This window comes from Kribbella sp. NPDC000426, from assembly GCF_040300265.1.
Classification (GTDB): Bacteria; Actinomycetota; Actinomycetes; order Propionibacteriales; family Kribbellaceae; genus Kribbella.
In genome coordinates this window covers 462103-479590 of record NZ_JBEPDK010000005.1, presented here as the reverse complement: position 1 = coordinate 479590, position 17488 = coordinate 462103, and the positions used below count along the sequence as shown (strand labels likewise).

The following is a 17488-nucleotide window of genomic DNA, read 5'->3' as shown; positions in this document are numbered from 1 at the left end:
AGATGTCGCCCACATCCTGACCACCCGCGACGCCGCGGCCGGCGCGCAGCGATTACCGTGGTGGGTCCTCAGGACGGAGGCGGACACGGTGTCACAGTCGGTCAATGCGCTGCTACAGCAGGATTCGGAGCTGCTCTGGCATCCGTACTCCTCGCTGACCGCGCCGTCACCGGTGCGGCTGGTCCGCGGCGCGTCCGGCGTACGGCTGCAGCTCGACGACGGCGCCGGCGGGACCGTCGAGGCGATCGATGCGATGGCGTCGTGGTGGTGCATGATCCACGGCTACCGAAACCCGGTGCTGGACGCCGCAGTGAAGAGTCAGGTCGACGACTTCAGCCACGTGATGTTCGGCGGACTGACGCACGAGCCGGCGATCCGGCTGGCGGAGCGGCTGGTGGAGATCACACCGGCCCCGCTGCAGCATGTCTTCTTCTGCGACTCGGGTTCGGTCTCGGTCGAGGTCGCGATCAAGCTTGCCCTGCAGTACCAGGTTGCCCGCGGCAACAATGGGCGGACGCGGATGCTGACCGTTCGCGGCGGGTACCACGGCGACACCTTCGCGCCGATGAGCGTCTGCGACCCGGTCAACGGCATGCATTCGCTGTTCACCGGCGCGCTCAAGGAGCAAGTCTTCGGCCCACAGCCACCCGCCGGCTTCGACCGCCCTGCCGACGATCCTGAGTTGCAGGCCTGGGCTGATTCCATCGCTGCGCTCGCCGAGCACCATTCGGGCGAGATCGCCGCGATCATCGTCGAGCCGATCCTCCAGGGCGCCGGCGGTATGTATCCGTACAGCCCGGCCTGCCTGCGCGTACTGCGCGAACTCGCGGACCGCCACGGCTTCCTCCTCATCCTCGACGAGATCGCCACCGGTTTCGGCCGCACCGGCACCCTCTTCGCCTCCGAACACGCGGGCATCGAGCCCGACATCCTCTGCGTCGGCAAGGCGCTGACCGGCGGCTACCTCACCCTCGCAGCGATGCTCTGTACGACGGACGTCGCGCGAACCGTCTCGAACGGTCCGGGTGGCGCGCTCATGCACGGCCCGACCTTCATGGCGAATCCGCTGGCCTGCGCGGTCGCTCTGGCCTCGATGGATCTGCTGTTGTCGCAGGACTGGGCTGCTCGCGTCGGTGCGATCTCCGCGGGGTTGTCGGCCGGGCTGGCCGGCGCGCGGGAGTTGCCCGCGGTGAAGGACGTGCGGGTGCTCGGCGCGGTCGGCGTCGTACAGCTCGGTGGGCCGGTGGATCTGCCGCGGATGACTGAAGCAGCCTTGCGGCGTGGGGTGTGGGTGCGGCCGTTCCGGGACCTCGTCTACACGATGCCGCCGTACGTGTGCACCGACGAGGAGATCGCCACGATCGCGGCTGCGATCACGGGTGCGGTCGAGGAGGCCGGCTGATGCTCGAGGACTGGCTCGCCCCGAAGGCCGCCGCCCTGGAGTCGCGCGGCCTCACCCGCCGCCTCCGCCCCCGGCCCGCCGACGAGAACCTGATCGACCTCGCGGGCAACGACTACCTCGGCCTCTCGCGGGATCCCCGGGTCATCGAGGCCGCCGCCGAGGCCGTTTGCGTGTGGGGTACGGGCTCCACCGCCTCCCGCCTCGTCACCGGTACGACGGCGTTGCACGACGAGCTCGAGTCCGCTCTGGCTGCCTATGTGGGCCAGGAGTCCGGACTGGTCTTCTCCTCGGGCTACCTCGCCAACCTCGGCGTGGTCACCGCCCTCGGCGGACCCGGCACACTCCTGGTCTCCGACGAACACGTCCACGCCTCCCTCGTCGACGCCTGCCGCCTGTCCCGCTCCCGCGTCGAGATCGTCCCGCACAACGACGTCGAAGCCGTCGAAAAACTCCTTGCCGAACGCAACGAACCGCACGCGCTGATCCTGACCGAGTCCGTCTTCTCGGTCCTCAGCGACGAGGCCCCCCTGACCGACCTGGCCGCAGTCGCCGCAGCCCACAACGCCCTCCTGCTGGTAGACGAGGCCCACGGCCTGGGCGTCACCGGCAACGGCCACGGCTCCGTCCACGCCGCCGGCCTGTCCGGCCTCGACCACGTCGCCGTCACGATGACGTTGTCCAAGGCAATGGCTTCACAGGGCGGCGTGGTCCTCGGCCCGGCGATCCTCCGCAACCACCTGATCAACCGCTCCCGCCCGTTCATCTACGACACAGGCCTCAACCCACCCGCCTGCGCCGCCGCCCTCACCGCCCTCCAAATCCTGACCGCCGAACCCCACCGCCCAGCCGCGATCCACGCCGCGACCACCCACCTGGCCGCCGCGACCGGCGTCCCGGCCCCCGCCGGCCCGGTGGTCTCCATCCCCATGCCAGGCCCCCGGGAGACCGTCCGAGCCGCCGAGCTGTGTCTGGACAACGGCGTACGGGTCGGCAGTTTCCGCCCACCGTCGGTTCCGGACGGAGTGTCTCGCCTGCGTCTGACCGCTCACGCAGGTCTGTCCGGCGTCGACCTCGACCGTGCGTGCACCGTGATTGTCGACGCGATCGGACAGGTTTCATGATCCTGCTTGTTACCGGCACCGATACCGGCGTCGGGAAGACTGTTACGACGGCTGCCCTGGCGGTTCGTGCTGTTGGGTCGGTTGCGGTGGTGAAGCCCGCTCAGACCGGAGTGGCGCCGGATGAGCACGGGGATCTTGACGATGTGCATCGGCTGAGTGGGCTGACGAAGTTGCATGAAGGGGTGCGGCTGCGGGATCCGTTGGCGCCGACCACCGCGGCTCGGCGGGAGGGGGTCGTGCTGCCGCCGATCGCGTCGCATGCCAAGGCGATCGATCAGCTGGCGGCGACGAACGACACCGTGCTGGTCGAGGGCGCGGGCGGGATCCTCGTCGGCTTGGATGCTGAGGGCAACAACCTGGCGGACCTGGCCGCGGAGCTGGCGACACCGTTCGGTTTCGTTGTCGTGGCGCGGGCCGGGCTGGGAACGCTGAACCATGCCGGGCTGACCGTCGAGGCGTTGCGGTCCCGCGGGCTGCCCGTCGACGGGCTGGTGATCGGCTCGTGGCCGGCTGAGCCGGATCTCGCCGAGGAGTGCAACCTGGAGGATCTGCCGGCGGTGACCGGCGTGCCGGTGATCGCGCGGATCCCGGCCGGCGCCGGGGCCCTCGACCAGGAGGCGTTCCGGGCCGCGGTCCCTAGCTGGTTCGCGTGAGCGGTTGCCCGGCCCGGTACGACGAGGCGCTCGGGTACTGGGTCGTCGACGACCCGGCGCTGGCCCGGCAGGTGTTGCTGGATCCGGCGACGTTCCGGCCGGACAACGCCGTACTCGCGCACAGCCCGTTGTCGGTGAAAGCGTTGCGGGTGCTGTCCGGGGTCGGGTTCGCGCTGCCGCCGACGCTGGCCAACAACGCGGGCGAGTCCCATCGGCCTATCCGGGCTGCCGTGGCCCGATTCTTCAGTCCTGCGCGGGTCGCCGCGGTAGAGCCGCTCGCCCGCGAGCTGACGTCTGCCCGGGTCGCTGCGGCCTCGGCACGCCTCGCGGCCGCTGAGCAGGTGGACCTCGTGCAGGCGATCGCCGCAGAGCCGCCGGCGCTCGTCGTACTGCATCTGCTCGGGCTGCGCGATGTCGACGTACCTGCGTTGAAAGCTTGGAGCTTGGACTCGCTCGAGCTGTTCTGGGGCTGGCCGGACGAGGACCGGCAGTTGGAGCTGGCTCACAGCGCGGCCGAGTTCTACGCCTGGTTGCGTGCGCGTACGACGGCCGCCCGGAAGGCGCCGGCCGACGACCTGTTCGGCGTACTGGTAACCCTCGGCCTGACCGACGAGGAGATCTGCGCCGTCGCCTACTTCCTCCTGATCGCCGGCCAGGAGACCACCACCCAGCTCATCTCCACCGCCTTCCACTGGCTCCTGGTGAACCCTGACCCCGCTGACCTGCGTGAGGTGGTCGAGCGGACGCTGGCGGAGGCGTCCTCGGTGCCGACCTGGCGGCGCGTCACGTCGGCGCCGACGACCGTCGGTGATCTGGAGCTTCCGGCCGGCGCGCCGGTTCTGCTCGGACTTTCCGGACATGGCGGCCCGGCCGATCTTGCGTTCGGGATCGGGATCCACCGTTGCCTGGGTGCAGGGCTGGCTCGGCTGGAGGCCCGGGTTGCGCTGGAATGCGCTCAGGCGCTGTTGGCCGGTGTGCGGTTGGTGGCGGAGCCGCCGATGATCGACCTGCTCTCGTTCCGCGCGCCGAGGCGTCTCATGGTTGTAACGGACGGTAACGCCGAGGACAACTTCCGCCGCTAGCGTCGCCTCCCGTGAGCTCAACCTCCCGCCGCCGGGTGCGGCTGTGGTTCGGACCCCATCCGATCGCCGACTACATCGGCGACCAGCCCGGCGCAGCCCGGTACGAGGCCGCGATGCGGCGCCGGTTCCCCGGGCTGGAGATCACCAACGACCCGCTGCCGATGACCGCGCGTCCGGCGGATTACAGCCCTGCTGACCTGCACCGATAGGCTTTGCCGGGTGACGCAGCATGAGTTGGTTCTGGTCGTCGATTTCGGTGCCCAATACGCGCAGTTGATCGCGCGCCGCGTGCGCGAGGCGAAGGTGTACTCCGAGATCGTGCCGCACTCGATGCCGGTCGAGGAGATGCTGGCGCGCGAGCCGAAGGCGATCATCCTGTCCGGCGGTCCGCAGTCGGTGTACGCCGAGGGCGCGCCCCGGGTCGAGACCGCACTGTTCGAGGCCGGCGTGCCGGCGTTCGGGATCTGCTACGGGTTCCAGGCGATGGCGCAGACGCTCGGCGGCGACGTACGGCGTACCGGGCTGCGCGAGTTCGGCCGCACGCCGGTCACCGTCAGCGAGCCGGGCACGCTCCTCGCCGACATCCCCGAGGACCTGAACGTGTGGATGTCGCACGGTGACGCGGTTCACGCGCCGCCCGCCGGATTCGCCGTACTCGCGGCGTCCGAGGGCGCTCCGGTCGCGGCGTTCGAGGACCTGGACCGGCGGCTGGCCGGCGTGCAGTGGCACCCCGAGGTCCTGCACTCGCAGGCCGGGCAAGCTGTGCTCGAGCACTTCCTGTACGAGATCGCCGGTTGTGCCGGCGACTGGACGACCACGAACGTCGTCGACGAGCAGGTCGAGCTGATCCGGCAGCAGGTCGGCGACAAGCAGGTCCTGTGCGCGCTGTCCGGCGGCGTCGACTCCGCGGTCGCGGCGGCCCTGGTCCACAAGGCCATCGGCGACCAGCTGACCTGCGTGTACGTCGACCACGGTCTGCAGCGGGCCGGTGAGTCCGAGCAGATCGAGAAGGACTTCGTCGCCGCGATCGGGATCCGGCTCGAGGCGATCGACGCCTCCGACCAGTTCCTGGGCGCGCTTGCCGGGGTCACAGATCCCGAGACGAAGCGCAAGATCGTCGGCCGCGAGTTCATCCGGACCTTCGAGGCGACCGCGCGCAAGGTGGACGCCGAGCGGCACATCGAATTCCTGGTCCAGGGCACGCTGTACCCGGACGTGGTCGAGTCCGGTGGTGGCGCGGGCACGTCGAACATCAAGTCGCACCACAACGTCGGCGGTCTGCCCGACGACCTGCAGTTCAGCCTGATCGAGCCGCTGCGGACGCTGTTCAAGGACGAGGTCCGCGAGCTCGGCCTGGCGCTCGGCCTGCCCGAGACGATGGTCTACCGGCACCCGTTCCCCGGTCCCGGCCTGAGCATCCGGATCATCGGCGAGGTCACCCGCGAGCGGCTCGACATCCTCCGCGCGGCCGACCTGATCGCCCGTACGGAGCTCACCGCGGCCGGCCTCGACCGCGACATCTGGCAGTTCCCGGTGGTCCTACTGGCCGACGTCCGCTCGGTCGGCGTCCAGGGCGACGGCCGCACCTACGGGCATCCCGTCGTACTGCGGCCCGTCACCAGCGAGGACGCGATGACCGCCGACTGGGCCCGCCTGCCGTACGACGTGATCGAGCGCATCTCGACCCGCATCACCAACGAGGTCGACGAGATCAACCGGGTCACGCTCGACGTCACGAGCAAGCCCCCGGGCACGATCGAGTGGGAGTAACGCGTCACAGCGGGTGAACCCGACGGCTGTTATCGTCGGAGGGTCGCCTGCTGACCACGGTGGGTGACTTCCTCGGGGGAGGGCATCGTGGCGTTCCGCATTCATTTCGAATGCACGGACCTGGCCAGGACGACGATCGCGCAGCGGCCGGATCCGTTGTGGGAGGTACTACTCGGGCTTCATGTCCTGCAAGGGGACGAAGAGCCGGAGGTGTACGGGGCCTGGCGGGAGCGGGCCCGGTCCCGCTTGAGTGCGCTCGAGCAGGAGTTGCTCGCGTTGACGCCGCCGGTCGGATACTCGCCGGATTTCCTCACGCCGCGGGCGGCGGGGGACGGGCTCGACGCGGGGTTGACCGCGGTCGCGGCGACGCCGGCCGTTCAACTGAGGTCGGAGCTGCGGCGGCTGTCCGACAGCGTGCGGTTGCCGGCCTGGACCCGGCGGCTCGCGACCGGCGACGCGAAGGTGATGTCGCGGCTGGTGCACGGGCTACGGTCGTTCCACCGGACCAAGATCGCGCCGCAGATGCCGATGATCGCGACCACGATCCAGTCGGCGGTCGCGCGACACAACGACACGGTGGCCAGCAACGGCTTCGAGTCGCTGATTCCGGAGCTGCATCAATCGCTGCGCTGGTCGGCGCCGGTGTTGTCGGTGGACACGCCGCACATCGACCGCGACCTCTACCTGAACGGTCGCGGCCTGCGGCTGGTGCCGTCGTTCTTCTGCTGGAAGTATCCGATGATGCTGCTCGACCCTTCATTGCCGCCGGTGCTGGTGTATCCAGTCCGGCCCGATCCCGGTCAGCCTGAAGTCGTCGTACGGCGGCCCGATCGCGAGCGCGCGGTCGCCGACCTGCTGGGGAAGACCAGAGCGCTTGTTCTGAAGGGGATCTCGGTCGGTGCGTGCTCGACGAGTGAGCTGGCCGCGCGGGTCGGCATCTCTCTCGCGTCGGCCAGCGAGCATGCGCGGATCCTGCACGACACGGGCCTCGTCACGACGCATCGCATCGGCAGCTCCGTCCGGCACAGCCTCAACCCGGTCGGCGCCGATGTCCTGTCGGGCATCCGCACCTGAACAGTGTCCGGAATGCGTGACGGCGGCGTACCTTTCCGTTAGGGGAGGTGGGGGACACGGCTCTCACGGTGGGCACGTTCAACCTGAACAACCTGTTCGACCGGTGGAACTTCGAGGGCGCGGTCGACGTACTGGCGAGCGGGACCGGGTCGGTGCCGGCGACGTACACGTTCGACGACGAGCACCGGCGGCGGCTGCAACTCGACGGGAACGGCAAGCTGCTGACGGCGAAGAAGCCCGAGGACACCAACCGGGTGGCCGAGCGTCTGCTCGGCGCGGACGTCGACGTCTGGATCGTGCAGGAGGTCGAGAACGTCGACGTACTGCGGGAGTTCAACCGCGACCACCTGAACGGGACGTACCAGCACGTGATGGTGATCGACGGCAACGACTCGACCCGGTTCATCGACATCGGGCTGCTGTCGCGCCGGCCGATCGGCGGGGTGACGAGCTATCAGCGGACGTTCCATCCCGACGTACCGGACCGGCCGATCTTCTCGCGTGATCTGGTCGAGGCGGAGATCCTGGACGCTCGCGGGCGGAAGATCCTGACGGTGTTCGGTACGCACCTGAAGTCGAAGTTCGTCGACTTCAAGGTGGCGGACCAGGCCGCGGCCGAGGCGGCGTCGCACCTGCTGCGGACCCGGCAGGCCGAGACGATCGTGCGGATCATGGCGTCGCGGATGAGCACGCGTCAGCGGTACCTGCTCTGCGGGGACATGAACGACACCCCGGACTCGTCCGCGTTGGTCGCCTACGAGAAGGCCGGGCTGGTCAGCGCGCTCACGGCGCCGACCGAGATCGGCACTGTGCAGACGACGGTCCAGTTGCCGGCGAGCCCTGCGTGGACGTCGACGTTCAAGGACACGGGGCAGCCGCGGTCGTTTGACCTGATCGACCAGATCTGGATGTCGCCGGCATTGGCGCCGCGGTTGACGGGGTCGTTCATCGGTCGCCGACGCAAGCTGGCCCGGGACGGGACGGACCACGACCCGGCGTGGATCTCCCTTGATCTATAGGGGTTTCATCGCCTCGATGCCGTCGAGGAGACGGTCCAGGCCGTAGCGGTACGAGTCGGCGGCGGTCGACTCGTACCCCTTCGCGTGCCAGATCGTCGTCATCGCCGGATGCCTGTCGACGTCGAAGTACGTCTCCCACAGGTCGTTCCGCTCGAACCACCAGGAGTCGTTGGTCTGCCCCGTGGTGCGCTCGACCAGCAGGCTCTCCGCCTCGAGCTGAGCGGCGGAATCGACGTACGTCGTGATCGCGAGGGCAGCCGTGTTCGTCTCGGTCGCGCTGAGGCCGAGGCCGAGCACTGCGGACAGCAGGTACTCGCGGCCGGCCAGCATGCCCGGGCCGACCGGCGGACGGACCGTCGAGACCTGCGACAGCCACAGGTGCTGCTGGAACATCGCGCGGGTCTGCTGCGAGTAGATCTCCACCTGTTCGCGCCAGTCGTCTGGGCGTGGTGCATCCGGGCCGGGGAGCTCGCGTTCGACAAGGACCTGGTCGACCATCAGGTCGAGCAGTTCGTCCTTCGACGGCACGTACGTGTACAGCGTCATCGTGCCGACGCCGAGCTCCTTGGCAACCCCACCCATCGACGCCGCCGCAAGCCCGCGCTCGTCCGCCAGCCGGATCCCTGCCTGCACAACGTCATCCACACTCAACGACGGCCGCCGCCCCGCCCCACGCTGCTCCGTGAGTGGCTCGTCGGGCGGTTCCGGCGTGGGGCGCCGGTGGTTGCGCCACAGCAACGCCAGCGTCTTGTCCGGCTGACCTTGACCGCTTCGCCGTTCACTCACGCCGCTAACGATAGGCGCTCGGTTGAATTCTCGTATACCCTACGAGAATTGTCGGTGAGGGAGGAACGGCATGACGATCTTGGTGACAGGGGCGACCGGCAGCGTGGGCCGGTTGCTCGTGGACGAACTGGTATCGGCGGGCGCGCCGGTCCGCGCGTTGACCAGCAACCCGGCCCGCGCGGCCTTGCCTGACGAGGTGGAGGTCGCCCGCGGCTATCTCGGCAGGTCTTCGACGCTGCCGGCTGCGCTGGCCGGCATCGACACGGTCTACCTCGCGCCGCTTCCGGCGTACGTCGACGACTTCGTCCGTAGCGCTCAGGAGGCGGGTGTGCGACGAGTCGTCGTGCTCTCGGGGGAGCCGGCCGAGTACGAGGCGCAGGGGGATCCGTCGGCGTGGCACTACTACCGGATCGAGCGCGCGATCGAGGCGGGCGGCTTCGACTGGACGTTCCTGCGGCCGGGGCAGTTCATGAACAACACGCTTGGCTGGGCGCCGTCGATCAAGGCCGAGAGCGTCGTGCGAGCGCCGTACGCCGGGGCTGTGCAGACGCCGATCGACCTGGCGGACATCGCTGCGGTCGCGCGGGTGGTGCTGCTGTCGGAGCGCTTCACCGGCGAGAAGATCATGATGAGCGGGCCGGAGGCTCTGACGCCGCCGGAGGAGGTCGAGCAGATCGCGGAGGCGATCGGACGTCCGGTGCGCTTTGTCGAGCAGACGCCGCAGGAGTACCTCGACGAGCTTGCGCCGGCCATCGGTTTGGAGACCGCGCAGTGGTTGCTTGATGGCTTCCGGATGATGGCGGAGTATCCGATGAAGCCCGAGCCTGCGGTGCCCGAGCTCATCGGCAGACCCGCGGTGACCTACCGCGAGTGGGCGGTGGCCAACGCCGCCGCATTCCGCTGACTTGCTTGTGAGCTCGAACATGTGTTCGACTATACGACATGAGATGGGCCGGTCAGCAAATCGACGTCGAGACCCCGGGGACGTTGCCGGGGCTCGGGATGATTGCGGGCCTGGTCCGGTCGGTGACGACGCCGGAGTTCCAGGGCATCACGTTCCATGAGGTCGTCGCCCGCTCCGCGCTGAACTCGGTGCCAGGCACGGGACTGCCGTTCAATTGGACGGTCAATCCGTATCGCGGGTGCACACACGCGTGCCGCTACTGCTTCGCCCGTCCGACCCACATGTATCTGGAGCTCGACACCGGCCAGGACTTCGACCGGCAGATCGTGGTGAAGACCAATGTCGCCGACGTACTCCGACGCGAGCTCGCCCGCCCGTCCTGGAGTCACGAACAAGTTGCCCTGGGCACTAATACGGATCCCTACCAACGCGCTGAGGGCCGCTATCGCCTGATGCCCGGCATCATCGAAGCGCTCGCCGCCTCCGGCACACCGCTGTCGGTCCTGACCAAAGGCACCTTGCTCCGCAGGGATCTGGACTTACTGTCCGCGGCTGCCGCCGAGGTCCGGGTCGGCATCGGCATCTCGCTGGCTCTGGGCGACGAAGAGCTGCGCCGCCGCCTCGAGCCCGGTGTCCCTTCGGTCCGAGGTCGGCTGGACCTGATCCGAGCCATTCGCGAGGCAGGTCTCCCATGCGGCGTGATGGTCGCCCCGGTGCTCCCGTGGCTCACCGACTCCGCGGACCAGCTGGACCACCTCTTTGCCCAATTGGCCGACGCCGGCGCCACCGGCGTAACCACCCTGATCCTCCACCTACGCCCCGGCGTCAAAGGCTGGTTCATGCAGTGGCTGGCCCACGACCACCCCGACCTCGTCTCCCGCTACGAATCCCTGTACGCCCACGGCTCCTACGCCAGCCCCAGCTACCGCAAAGCCTTCGAGGACAAAGCCCGCCCCCTCCTCGACAAGCACGGCTTCGGCCGCGGCTCCTCCCACCGCTCCAAACCCATCAACGGCATGCATCCCACCGGCATCGTCGAAGCCCCCGGCCCCATCTCCGACTCCGGCTGGGGTGAACCAGACCCCACCACCGCCCGCTTCCGCTCCCCACCCCGCCGACCGTCCCCACCCCCCGAACCCCCAACCCAACAACCCCTGTTCTAAGGCCAGCAGACTTCGGCTGCCCTGTGGTGGTCAGGGGAGGGTGAGGATTTGGGGGCCTTCGGGGGTGATGGCGACGGTGTGTTCGGCGTGGGCGCCTCGGGTGTGGTCGGCGGAGCGGAGGGTCCAGCCGTCTTCGTCGATTACGTACGTCGAGCCGGGGCCGGACCAGAACCAGGGTTCGATGGCGAAGACGTGGCCGGCGCGGAGTTTGAGGCCGCGGCCGGGGCGGCCGCCGTTGGCGATGTGGGGGTCCTCGTGCATGCGGCGGCCGACGCCGTGGCCGCCGAAGTCGAGGTTGGTGCCGACGTTGTCGCGCTTGCCGATGCGGCCGATCGCGGCGCTGATGTCGCCGATCCGGTTGCCCTCGACGGCGGTCGCGATCCCCGCGGCGAGTGCCTCCTCGGTGGTCGCGATCAGCTCGAGGTCCTCGGGTCGCGGCGTACCCACGCAGAAGCTGGTCGCCGCGTCCGCGCACCAGCCGTTGATCGACGCGCCGCAGTCGACGTTGAGGAGATCCCCGTCCTCCAGGCGCAGGTCACTCGGCAACCCGTGCAGTACGGCGTCGTTCACCGACGTGCAGATCACCCCGCTGAACGGCGACGTCGCGAACCCCGGCTGGTACCCCTCGAACAGCGACACCGCACCGGCGGAACGCAGTACGTCCCGGGCGACCTCGTCGAGCTCGCGGAGCGAGACCCCGGCCGCGGCCTGCTTCTTCACCGCGGCCAACGCAGTACCGACGACCCGCCCGGCCTCGCGCATCTGCTCGATCTCCGCCGCCGTCTTCAACTCGACCATCGTTTGCTTCCTCGTTCACGACTCGACTACCCCGGATAACTATACCGGTACTATTATCACACTCATGGTCCGACCACCTCTGTCCACCTGGGACCGCGAACGCGGTCGTCAGCTCGGCCGTCTGCTCCGCGAGGCCCGCGGCGAGCGCAGCATGGTCGAGGTGGCTGCGGCGTGCGGCGTCTCGGTCGACACGCTCCGCAAGATCGAGACCGGTCGCATCCCGACCCCGGCGCTGTTCACGGTGGCCGCCGTCGCCGCCACCCTCGAGATCTCCCTCGACGATCTGGTCGACGCCTGCCAGGACAGTCGGCCCGAGAGCAGAGCCGGCAGTTCGAATCTGATCGCCTAAGGACACGATCGGATCTCCGTCCCAACCAACACCCCCGGGCCTGCGTCTTCATCGGCGACAAAGGGGGTGGGGATGGCAGTACGACGACGTGCGGTGCTCGGGGGCCTGCTGGCCGGCGCCGCGGCGATGGCGACGACCGGATGTATCGCGGACACCTACGCGGATACCACCGACAAGCATGGTCCGAAGACCGCTCTGGCGACGGAGCCGAAGCACGGTGATCAGACTGATCGGATCACCGTGGTTGCGACCGGCGACGTACTGCTTCACGAGCGTCTGTGGACGACGGCGAAACGGGACGGCAAGGGCGGTGAGTGGGACTTCGCGCCGCTGATGAGAAGCGTGAAACCCCTTGTGCAGAAGGCGGATCTGGCCATCGCGCACTTGGAGACTCCGCTCGCACCTGCCGGCGGTCCGTACCACGGCTACCCCCTCTTCCAGGGGCCGCCGCAGATCGCGACCGCGCTCAAGCAGACCGGGTACGACCTGTGCACGACGGCCAGCAACCACAGCTTCGACGGCGGCGCGAACGGGGTCGACCGGACCCTGAACACGTTGGAGAAGGCGGGGTTGAAGCATGCGGGTACGGCGCGATCGCGGGCCGAGGCGGAGCAGACGACGATCGTCGACGTTGGCGGGGTGAAGATCGCGTCGCTCAGTTTCACGTTCGGGTTCAACGGGTTGCCGTACCCGAACGGTCAGACCTGGCGTGCCGGCACGATCGACGCGAAGACGATCGCCCGCAAGGCGCAGGAGGCGAAGGACCGCGGCGCCGATCTCGTGCTGGTCAGCTGCCACTGGGGTACGGAGTACTCGAGCAAGCTGAACGACCAGCAGCGGGAGGTCGCGCCGCAACTGCTTGCTGATAGCAACATTGATCTGGTGATCGGTCACCATGCGCATGTCGTGCAGCCGATGGAGCAGATCAACGGCAAGTGGGTCGCGTACGGGCTGGGCAACCTGGTGGCCGCGCATCGCGAACCCGAGAGCAGGAAGGCGGAAGGGCTGCTCACCCGGTTCACGTTCAAGCGTGACGGCGATCGATGGTCGACCGAGCAGGCCGAGTTCGCGCCGCTGCTGATGACCGACGTGCTGCCGGTACGGGTTCTCGACGTACGGCGGGAGCTCGCGAAGGGCACGTCGGTGGCGAAGAAGAGCCGGCTCGAGCTGGCGCAGCAGCGGACGACGGAGACGGTTCTGTCGCTGGGTGCGGCGCCGAAAATGCTTTGAGTGGTTGGGGTTCGACGGTCTAGGGTCCGTTGCATGATTACGTACTTCGTGATGGTCCGTCGTGCCCGGCTCCGGGCAGGCGAGGGGTGCCTGGGGATGGCATCCGCTCGATAGTCGTTGGGCCCAACGGGTCGTGGACGCGGCCGGGATCAAGCCCGGTGAGCTCGTCCTCGATGTCGGGGCCGGGCTCGGTGCGCTGACTGCACCGCTGGTCCGGGCCGGTGCCCGGGTGGTCGCGGTCGAACTCCATCCGGGTCGTGCCGATCGGTTGCGGAAGCGGTTCGCGGATGCGCCGGTGACCGTGGTTCGTGCCGATGCCGGTGATCTTCGGTTGCCGTCGCGGCCGTTCCGGGTGGTGTCCAGTCCGCCGTACAACATCTCTACGTTGCTGCTGAAGCGGTTGCTCGCGCCGGGTTCACGCCTGGTGTCGGCGGACCTCGTGCTCCAGCGGCAGGTGGCGAACCGGTGGGCTCGCGGCGAGGCGCCGGGCGCCAACCGGTGGTACCGCTACTACGACCCGTCGATCGGGCTCCGCCTTCCCCGCAGGGCTTTTACCCCACCCCCACACGTAGATTCATCAGTCCTCCAACTACGCAAACGCTAGAAGACCCCCGCCGACATGGCGGGGGTCTTGCATCAGCCGTGCCAGGAGGTCCAGAGGGCGGCGTAGGAACCCTGGCGGGCTACTAGGTCTTCGTGGCTGCCTAGTTCTGTTATTTGGCCGTCTTCTACTACTGCTACGCGGTCGGCGTCATGGGCCGTGTAGAGGCGGTGGGCGATCGCGATGACTGTGCGGCCTTCTAGTACGGCGGCCAGCGAGCGCTCCATGTGGCGAGCTGCACGGGGGTCGATGAGGGAGGTGGCCTCGTCGAGCACCAGCGTGTGTGGGTCAGCCAGGACCAAGCGGGCCAGTGCCAGCTGCTGTGCCTGGGCAGGTGTGAGCGCGAGCTGGCCGGAGCCGACTCGCGTGTCCAGCCCGTCCGGCAGCGCCTGCGCCCACTCACGCGCGTCGACTGCTGCCAACGCCTCCAGCAACTCGGAGTCGGAAGCCGCCGGACGCGCCATCGACAGGTTGTCCCGGAGCGTGCCGACGAAGACGTGGTGCTCCTGCGTGACCAGTGCAACCTGCTTGCGGAGCTCGTCCAGCGGTAGCTCCGTCATGCCGACACCGCCGACGGTCACCGAACCAGTCCGTGGCGGGTGGATGCCCGCGACCAACCGTCCCAGCGTCGACTTGCCGGCGCCGGACGGTCCCACCATCGCGATCCGCTCACCAGGCTGGATGGTCAGGTCGACACCGTGCAGTACGTCGCGACCGTCGACGTACGAGAACCGCACATCGCGCGCCTCGACCAGCTCCGACGACGGCTCCTTCCCCGACGGCGTCCTGTCGTCCGGTACGTCGCTGATCCCCAGCAGCCGGGCGAACGCGGCACCACCGGACTGGAGCTCGTCCAGCCACGACAGCAACCGGTCCACCGGATCGATCAGCTGGTTCACGTACAACACGGCGGCTGTCACCGCGCCGAGCGAAGCATGACCGTTCAGGTGCAGCCACCCGCCGAACAGCAGCGTGCCGACTACCGGCACGAGATAGCCCAGCTCGGCGACCGGGAAGTACACGGTCCGCAGGAACAAAGTGTACCGCTCGGCAAGATACGACCCGCGGATGTCCACGTCTCCGCGGCGTACGCGATCGTCGTACCGCCGCAAGGCCTCGACCGTGCGCGCACCCTCGACCGTCTCCGCGAGCGAGCTGGTCATCTGTGCGTACGCCGCGTTCTCGCGAAGGTAACCGTCCTTCGCGCGCCGCAGGTACCACTTCGTGCTCAGCCACAGCAGCGGAACCATCGCGACCAGCGGCACCAGCACCCACACCCCGACGAGCACCGTCGCGACAGCCGTGAAGATCACGGTGACGAACGCGATGATCGTCTCCGGTACGGCGAACCGCACCGTCCGCGACAACGTGTCGACGTCCCGCGACGTCCGCGACAGCAGGTCGCCCGTGCCGGCCCGCTCCACCGTGCCGATCGGCAGCGCCAGAGCGTTGTCCACGAACTCCTCACGCAGCTCGGCCAGCACCTGCTCGCCCAGCGCGAACGAGCGGTACCGCGCCCAGCGGGTCAACAGCGACTGCGCGACGATGAAGACCGCGATCACCACGATGACCTCGTTGACCTTCGCGGCGGTCGTGCCGTGCTGCACGTCCTCCACCAGGTTGCCGATCAGCCGTGGCGCCGCCAGCCCCGACACGGCCGCCAGCACATGCAGCACTAGTGCGATCAGCAGGCTGCGCGGGTGCCGGCGCGCCAGCCGGCGGGCGTGCTGCCGAATCTCGGCCGGCCCGGCAACGGGCAGGATCTGCCTCATCGGAGGGCCTCCTCTTCTTCGGTCTGGCGGGTCACGGTACGGCGGTACTGCGGCTCGTTCTCGAGCAGTTCACGGTGCTTGCCGGTGGCAACCACCCGGCCGGCGGCAACGAAGATCACCTCGTCGACGCGGTCGAGCAGCAGCGGGGACGCGGTCAGTACGACGGTGCTCCGGCCGGGCCGGTAGTCCCGCAGCCGGTCCGCGATCCGCGCCTCGGTGTGGGCGTCGACGGCCGACGTCGGCTCGACGAGGACCAGCACGGACGGGTCCGCGAGCAGCGCCCGCACGAGCACCAGCCGCTGACGCTGACCACCTGAGAACGAGCGGCCCTTCTCCTCGACCTCGGAGTCGAGCCCGTCCGGAAGCGCGACCAACACGTCCTCGGCAGACGCAGTGCGCAGCGCGGCCATCAGCTCGTCATCGGTACGGCGGCCGTCCGGGTCCAGCTCGGTCCGCAGTACTCCGGTGAACATCTGGGAGCCCGTGTCGCTGACCAGGATCCGCTCCCGCACGTCCGCCCGGGTAGCGCTGGCCAGCGTCACGCCGCCGTACCTGACCTCGCTGGCATCGTCGTACCGCCCGAGGCGGTCCGCGAGCTCGGCGTAGCTGTCCGGCTCGGCGGAGACGACCGCAGTGAGCAGTCCGTCGCGCGCACGGACGCCGGAGACCGGGTCGACCAGGTCGCCGTGGCCGGGCAGCTGCAGCGGCGCTGCGGGATCGGTGACGTCCGGCTCGAGCTTCAGCACGCGGATCACTCGACCCGCCGCGACCAGCCCACGCATCAGCTGGTTGGCGAAGTCCGTCGCCGTCCGCAGCGGCAGCACCAGGAACGTTGCATACCCGTAGAAGGCCACCAGCGACCCGGCGCTCAGATCGCCGCGCAGCGCGAAGTGCGCACCCAGGCCGACCACGAGGACCACGAAGATCCCCGGCAGCAGCACCTGGGCAGCGTCCAGCATCGACTGGATGCCCGCGACGCGCACACCCGCCTTCCGCACCTCCTGCGACTCACTCCGGTATCGCCGGGAGAACGACTCCTCGCCGCCGATACCGCGCAGCACCCGCAGCCCGGCCACGATGTCCGAACCCAACGAGTTCAGCTCGCCGACAGCCTCGCGCTGCGCGGACTGCCGCCGGTGCAGCGGCCGCAGCATCGGCCCGAGGCCGAAGAGCATGATCGGTACGCCGATGAGCACCACCAGGCCGAGCGCCGTCGACGACGAGAGCAGGATCGCGGCCACCACGACGAACGCGACGATCGCACCCGCGAACCGGGCCGAGACCTCCATCAGGTTGCCGATGTAGGACAGGTCGCCCGCGCCGACGCTGACGACCTCGCCGGTGGCCAGGTGCTTCGGCAGCGTCGCCCCGAGGTGGGCCGACTTCCGCGTCACCACCTGGACGGTCCGGTACGCCGCCATCAGCCAGTTGGTCACCGCGAACCGGTGCCGCATGATGCCGGCCAGCGCCTGCACCACACCGACCGCGAACAGCAGCGCGGTCCACTGCAGCAGCCGCTTGCCGTCCTGCGCCGCGATGCCCTCGTCGATCGCCCGCCCGAGGATCGCCGGGATGAACGCCTGCGCGCCCATCCACAGAATGCCGAAGGCCATCCCGCCGGCGAGCGTGCGGGCCTGACCGCCGGCGACCCACCACAGGTAGCGGGCCGGCGAACGATGAATCGGGAAGCCTGGATCGGCGAGCGGAAGTTGTCTCATGGCCCCCTCAGGCTAGGTCGCGCCTCCGACAGTCCGCATGCGAATT

General features: G+C 69.0%; 17 protein-coding genes. 13 read left to right on the top strand and 4 right to left on the bottom strand.

All coding sequences use genetic code 11. The features are described 5' to 3' along the window. Positions 1-130: 130 nt before the first annotated feature. The 8 genes from bioA to ABT313_RS26390 all read left to right on the top strand — a co-directional run bounded on the left by bioA (position 131) and on the right by ABT313_RS26390 (position 8121). Positions 131-1402 (top strand): adenosylmethionine--8-amino-7-oxononanoate transaminase, encoded by a 1272-nt coding sequence (gene bioA / locus ABT313_RS26425; RefSeq protein WP_502884026.1) that lies wholly within the window; start codon positions 131-133, stop codon positions 1400-1402. Beyond that, a complete protein-coding gene (locus ABT313_RS26420; protein WP_350859218.1) occupies positions 1402-2523 on the top strand; it encodes an 8-amino-7-oxononanoate synthase in 1122 nt (373 codons plus the stop codon). The genes bioA and ABT313_RS26420 overlap by 1 nt, the downstream gene beginning before the upstream one ends. Further along, the gene (gene bioD, locus ABT313_RS26415; RefSeq protein WP_350859215.1) at positions 2520-3176 is read left to right on the top strand and encodes a dethiobiotin synthase; all 657 of its coding nucleotides are present in this window, start codon (positions 2520-2522) and stop codon (positions 3174-3176) included. The genes ABT313_RS26420 and bioD overlap by 4 nt, the downstream gene beginning before the upstream one ends. Continuing rightward, the gene (locus ABT313_RS26410) at positions 3173-4258 is read left to right on the top strand and encodes a cytochrome P450 family protein (RefSeq protein ID WP_350859212.1); all 1086 of its coding nucleotides are present in this window, start codon (positions 3173-3175) and stop codon (positions 4256-4258) included. Before bioD ends, ABT313_RS26410 begins: the two co-directional genes overlap by 4 nt. 11 nt (positions 4259-4269) lie before the next feature. Then, a complete protein-coding gene (locus ABT313_RS26405; protein WP_350859209.1) occupies positions 4270-4467 on the top strand; it encodes a hypothetical protein in 198 nt (65 codons plus the stop codon). Between the two features lie 10 nt (positions 4468-4477). Further along, positions 4478-6028, top strand: coding sequence for a glutamine-hydrolyzing GMP synthase (guaA, locus tag ABT313_RS26400; RefSeq protein WP_350859206.1), 1551 nt, complete (start codon positions 4478-4480; stop codon positions 6026-6028). An 87-nt stretch (positions 6029-6115) separates the two neighbouring features. Continuing rightward, positions 6116-7102 carry an ArsR/SmtB family transcription factor gene (locus ABT313_RS26395; RefSeq protein WP_350859203.1) on the top strand — a complete coding sequence of 329 codons (987 nt, stop codon included), beginning with the start codon at positions 6116-6118 and terminating at the stop codon, positions 7100-7102. A gap of 47 nt (positions 7103-7149) precedes the next feature. Then, positions 7150-8121, top strand: coding sequence for an endonuclease/exonuclease/phosphatase family protein (locus tag ABT313_RS26390; protein WP_350859200.1), 972 nt, complete (start codon positions 7150-7152; stop codon positions 8119-8121). On the opposite strand, the gene ABT313_RS26385 is transcribed toward ABT313_RS26390, so the two are convergent. Next, positions 8116-8907, bottom strand: a complete 792-nt coding sequence (locus ABT313_RS26385) for a TetR/AcrR family transcriptional regulator (RefSeq protein WP_350859196.1) — start codon at positions 8905-8907, stop codon at positions 8116-8118. The genes ABT313_RS26390 and ABT313_RS26385 overlap by 6 nt on opposite strands. A 70-nt stretch (positions 8908-8977) precedes the next feature. Here ABT313_RS26385 and ABT313_RS26380 point away from each other — a divergent pair, with 70 nt between their 5' ends. Both ABT313_RS26380 and ABT313_RS26375 read left to right on the top strand, forming a co-directional pair. Beyond that, complete coding sequence (locus ABT313_RS26380; protein WP_350859193.1) at positions 8978-9811, top strand: NmrA family NAD(P)-binding protein; 834 nt, start codon at positions 8978-8980, stop codon at positions 9809-9811. 38 nt (positions 9812-9849) lie between these two features. Then, positions 9850-10974, top strand: coding sequence for an Rv2578c family radical SAM protein (locus ABT313_RS26375; protein WP_350859190.1), 1125 nt, complete (start codon positions 9850-9852; stop codon positions 10972-10974). A 30-nt stretch (positions 10975-11004) separates the two neighbouring features. On the opposite strand, the gene map is transcribed toward ABT313_RS26375, so the two are convergent. Then, positions 11005-11772, bottom strand: coding sequence for a type I methionyl aminopeptidase (map, locus tag ABT313_RS26370; protein WP_350859188.1), 768 nt, complete (start codon positions 11770-11772; stop codon positions 11005-11007). A 64-nt stretch (positions 11773-11836) separates the two neighbouring features. On the opposite strand from map, the gene ABT313_RS26365 reads away from it, so the two are divergent. The 3 genes from ABT313_RS26365 to ABT313_RS26355 all read left to right on the top strand — a co-directional run bounded on the left by ABT313_RS26365 (position 11837) and on the right by ABT313_RS26355 (position 13955). Next, on the top strand, positions 11837-12121 hold the full coding sequence (locus ABT313_RS26365) for a helix-turn-helix domain-containing protein (RefSeq protein WP_350859185.1): 285 nt from the start codon (positions 11837-11839) through the stop codon (positions 12119-12121). A 72-nt stretch (positions 12122-12193) separates the two neighbouring features. After that, complete coding sequence (locus ABT313_RS26360) at positions 12194-13351, top strand: CapA family protein (protein ID WP_350859182.1); 1158 nt, start codon at positions 12194-12196, stop codon at positions 13349-13351. 61 nt (positions 13352-13412) lie between these two features. Next, entirely contained in the window at positions 13413-13955 is a 543-nt protein-coding gene (locus ABT313_RS26355) for a 23S rRNA (adenine(2058)-N(6))-methyltransferase Erm(C) (RefSeq protein WP_350859180.1), read from the top strand. Positions 13956-13987: 32 nt separating this feature from the next. On the opposite strand, the gene ABT313_RS26350 is transcribed toward ABT313_RS26355, so the two are convergent. Together ABT313_RS26350 and ABT313_RS26345 are read right to left on the bottom strand one after the other, a co-directional pair. After that, on the bottom strand, positions 13988-15724 hold the full coding sequence (locus tag ABT313_RS26350; protein ID WP_350859177.1) for an ABC transporter ATP-binding protein: 1737 nt from the start codon (positions 15722-15724) through the stop codon (positions 13988-13990). Then, entirely contained in the window at positions 15721-17442 is a 1722-nt protein-coding gene (locus ABT313_RS26345; RefSeq protein WP_350859174.1) for an ABC transporter ATP-binding protein, read from the bottom strand. Before ABT313_RS26345 ends, ABT313_RS26350 begins: the two co-directional genes overlap by 4 nt. Positions 17443-17488: the final 46 nt, after the last annotated feature.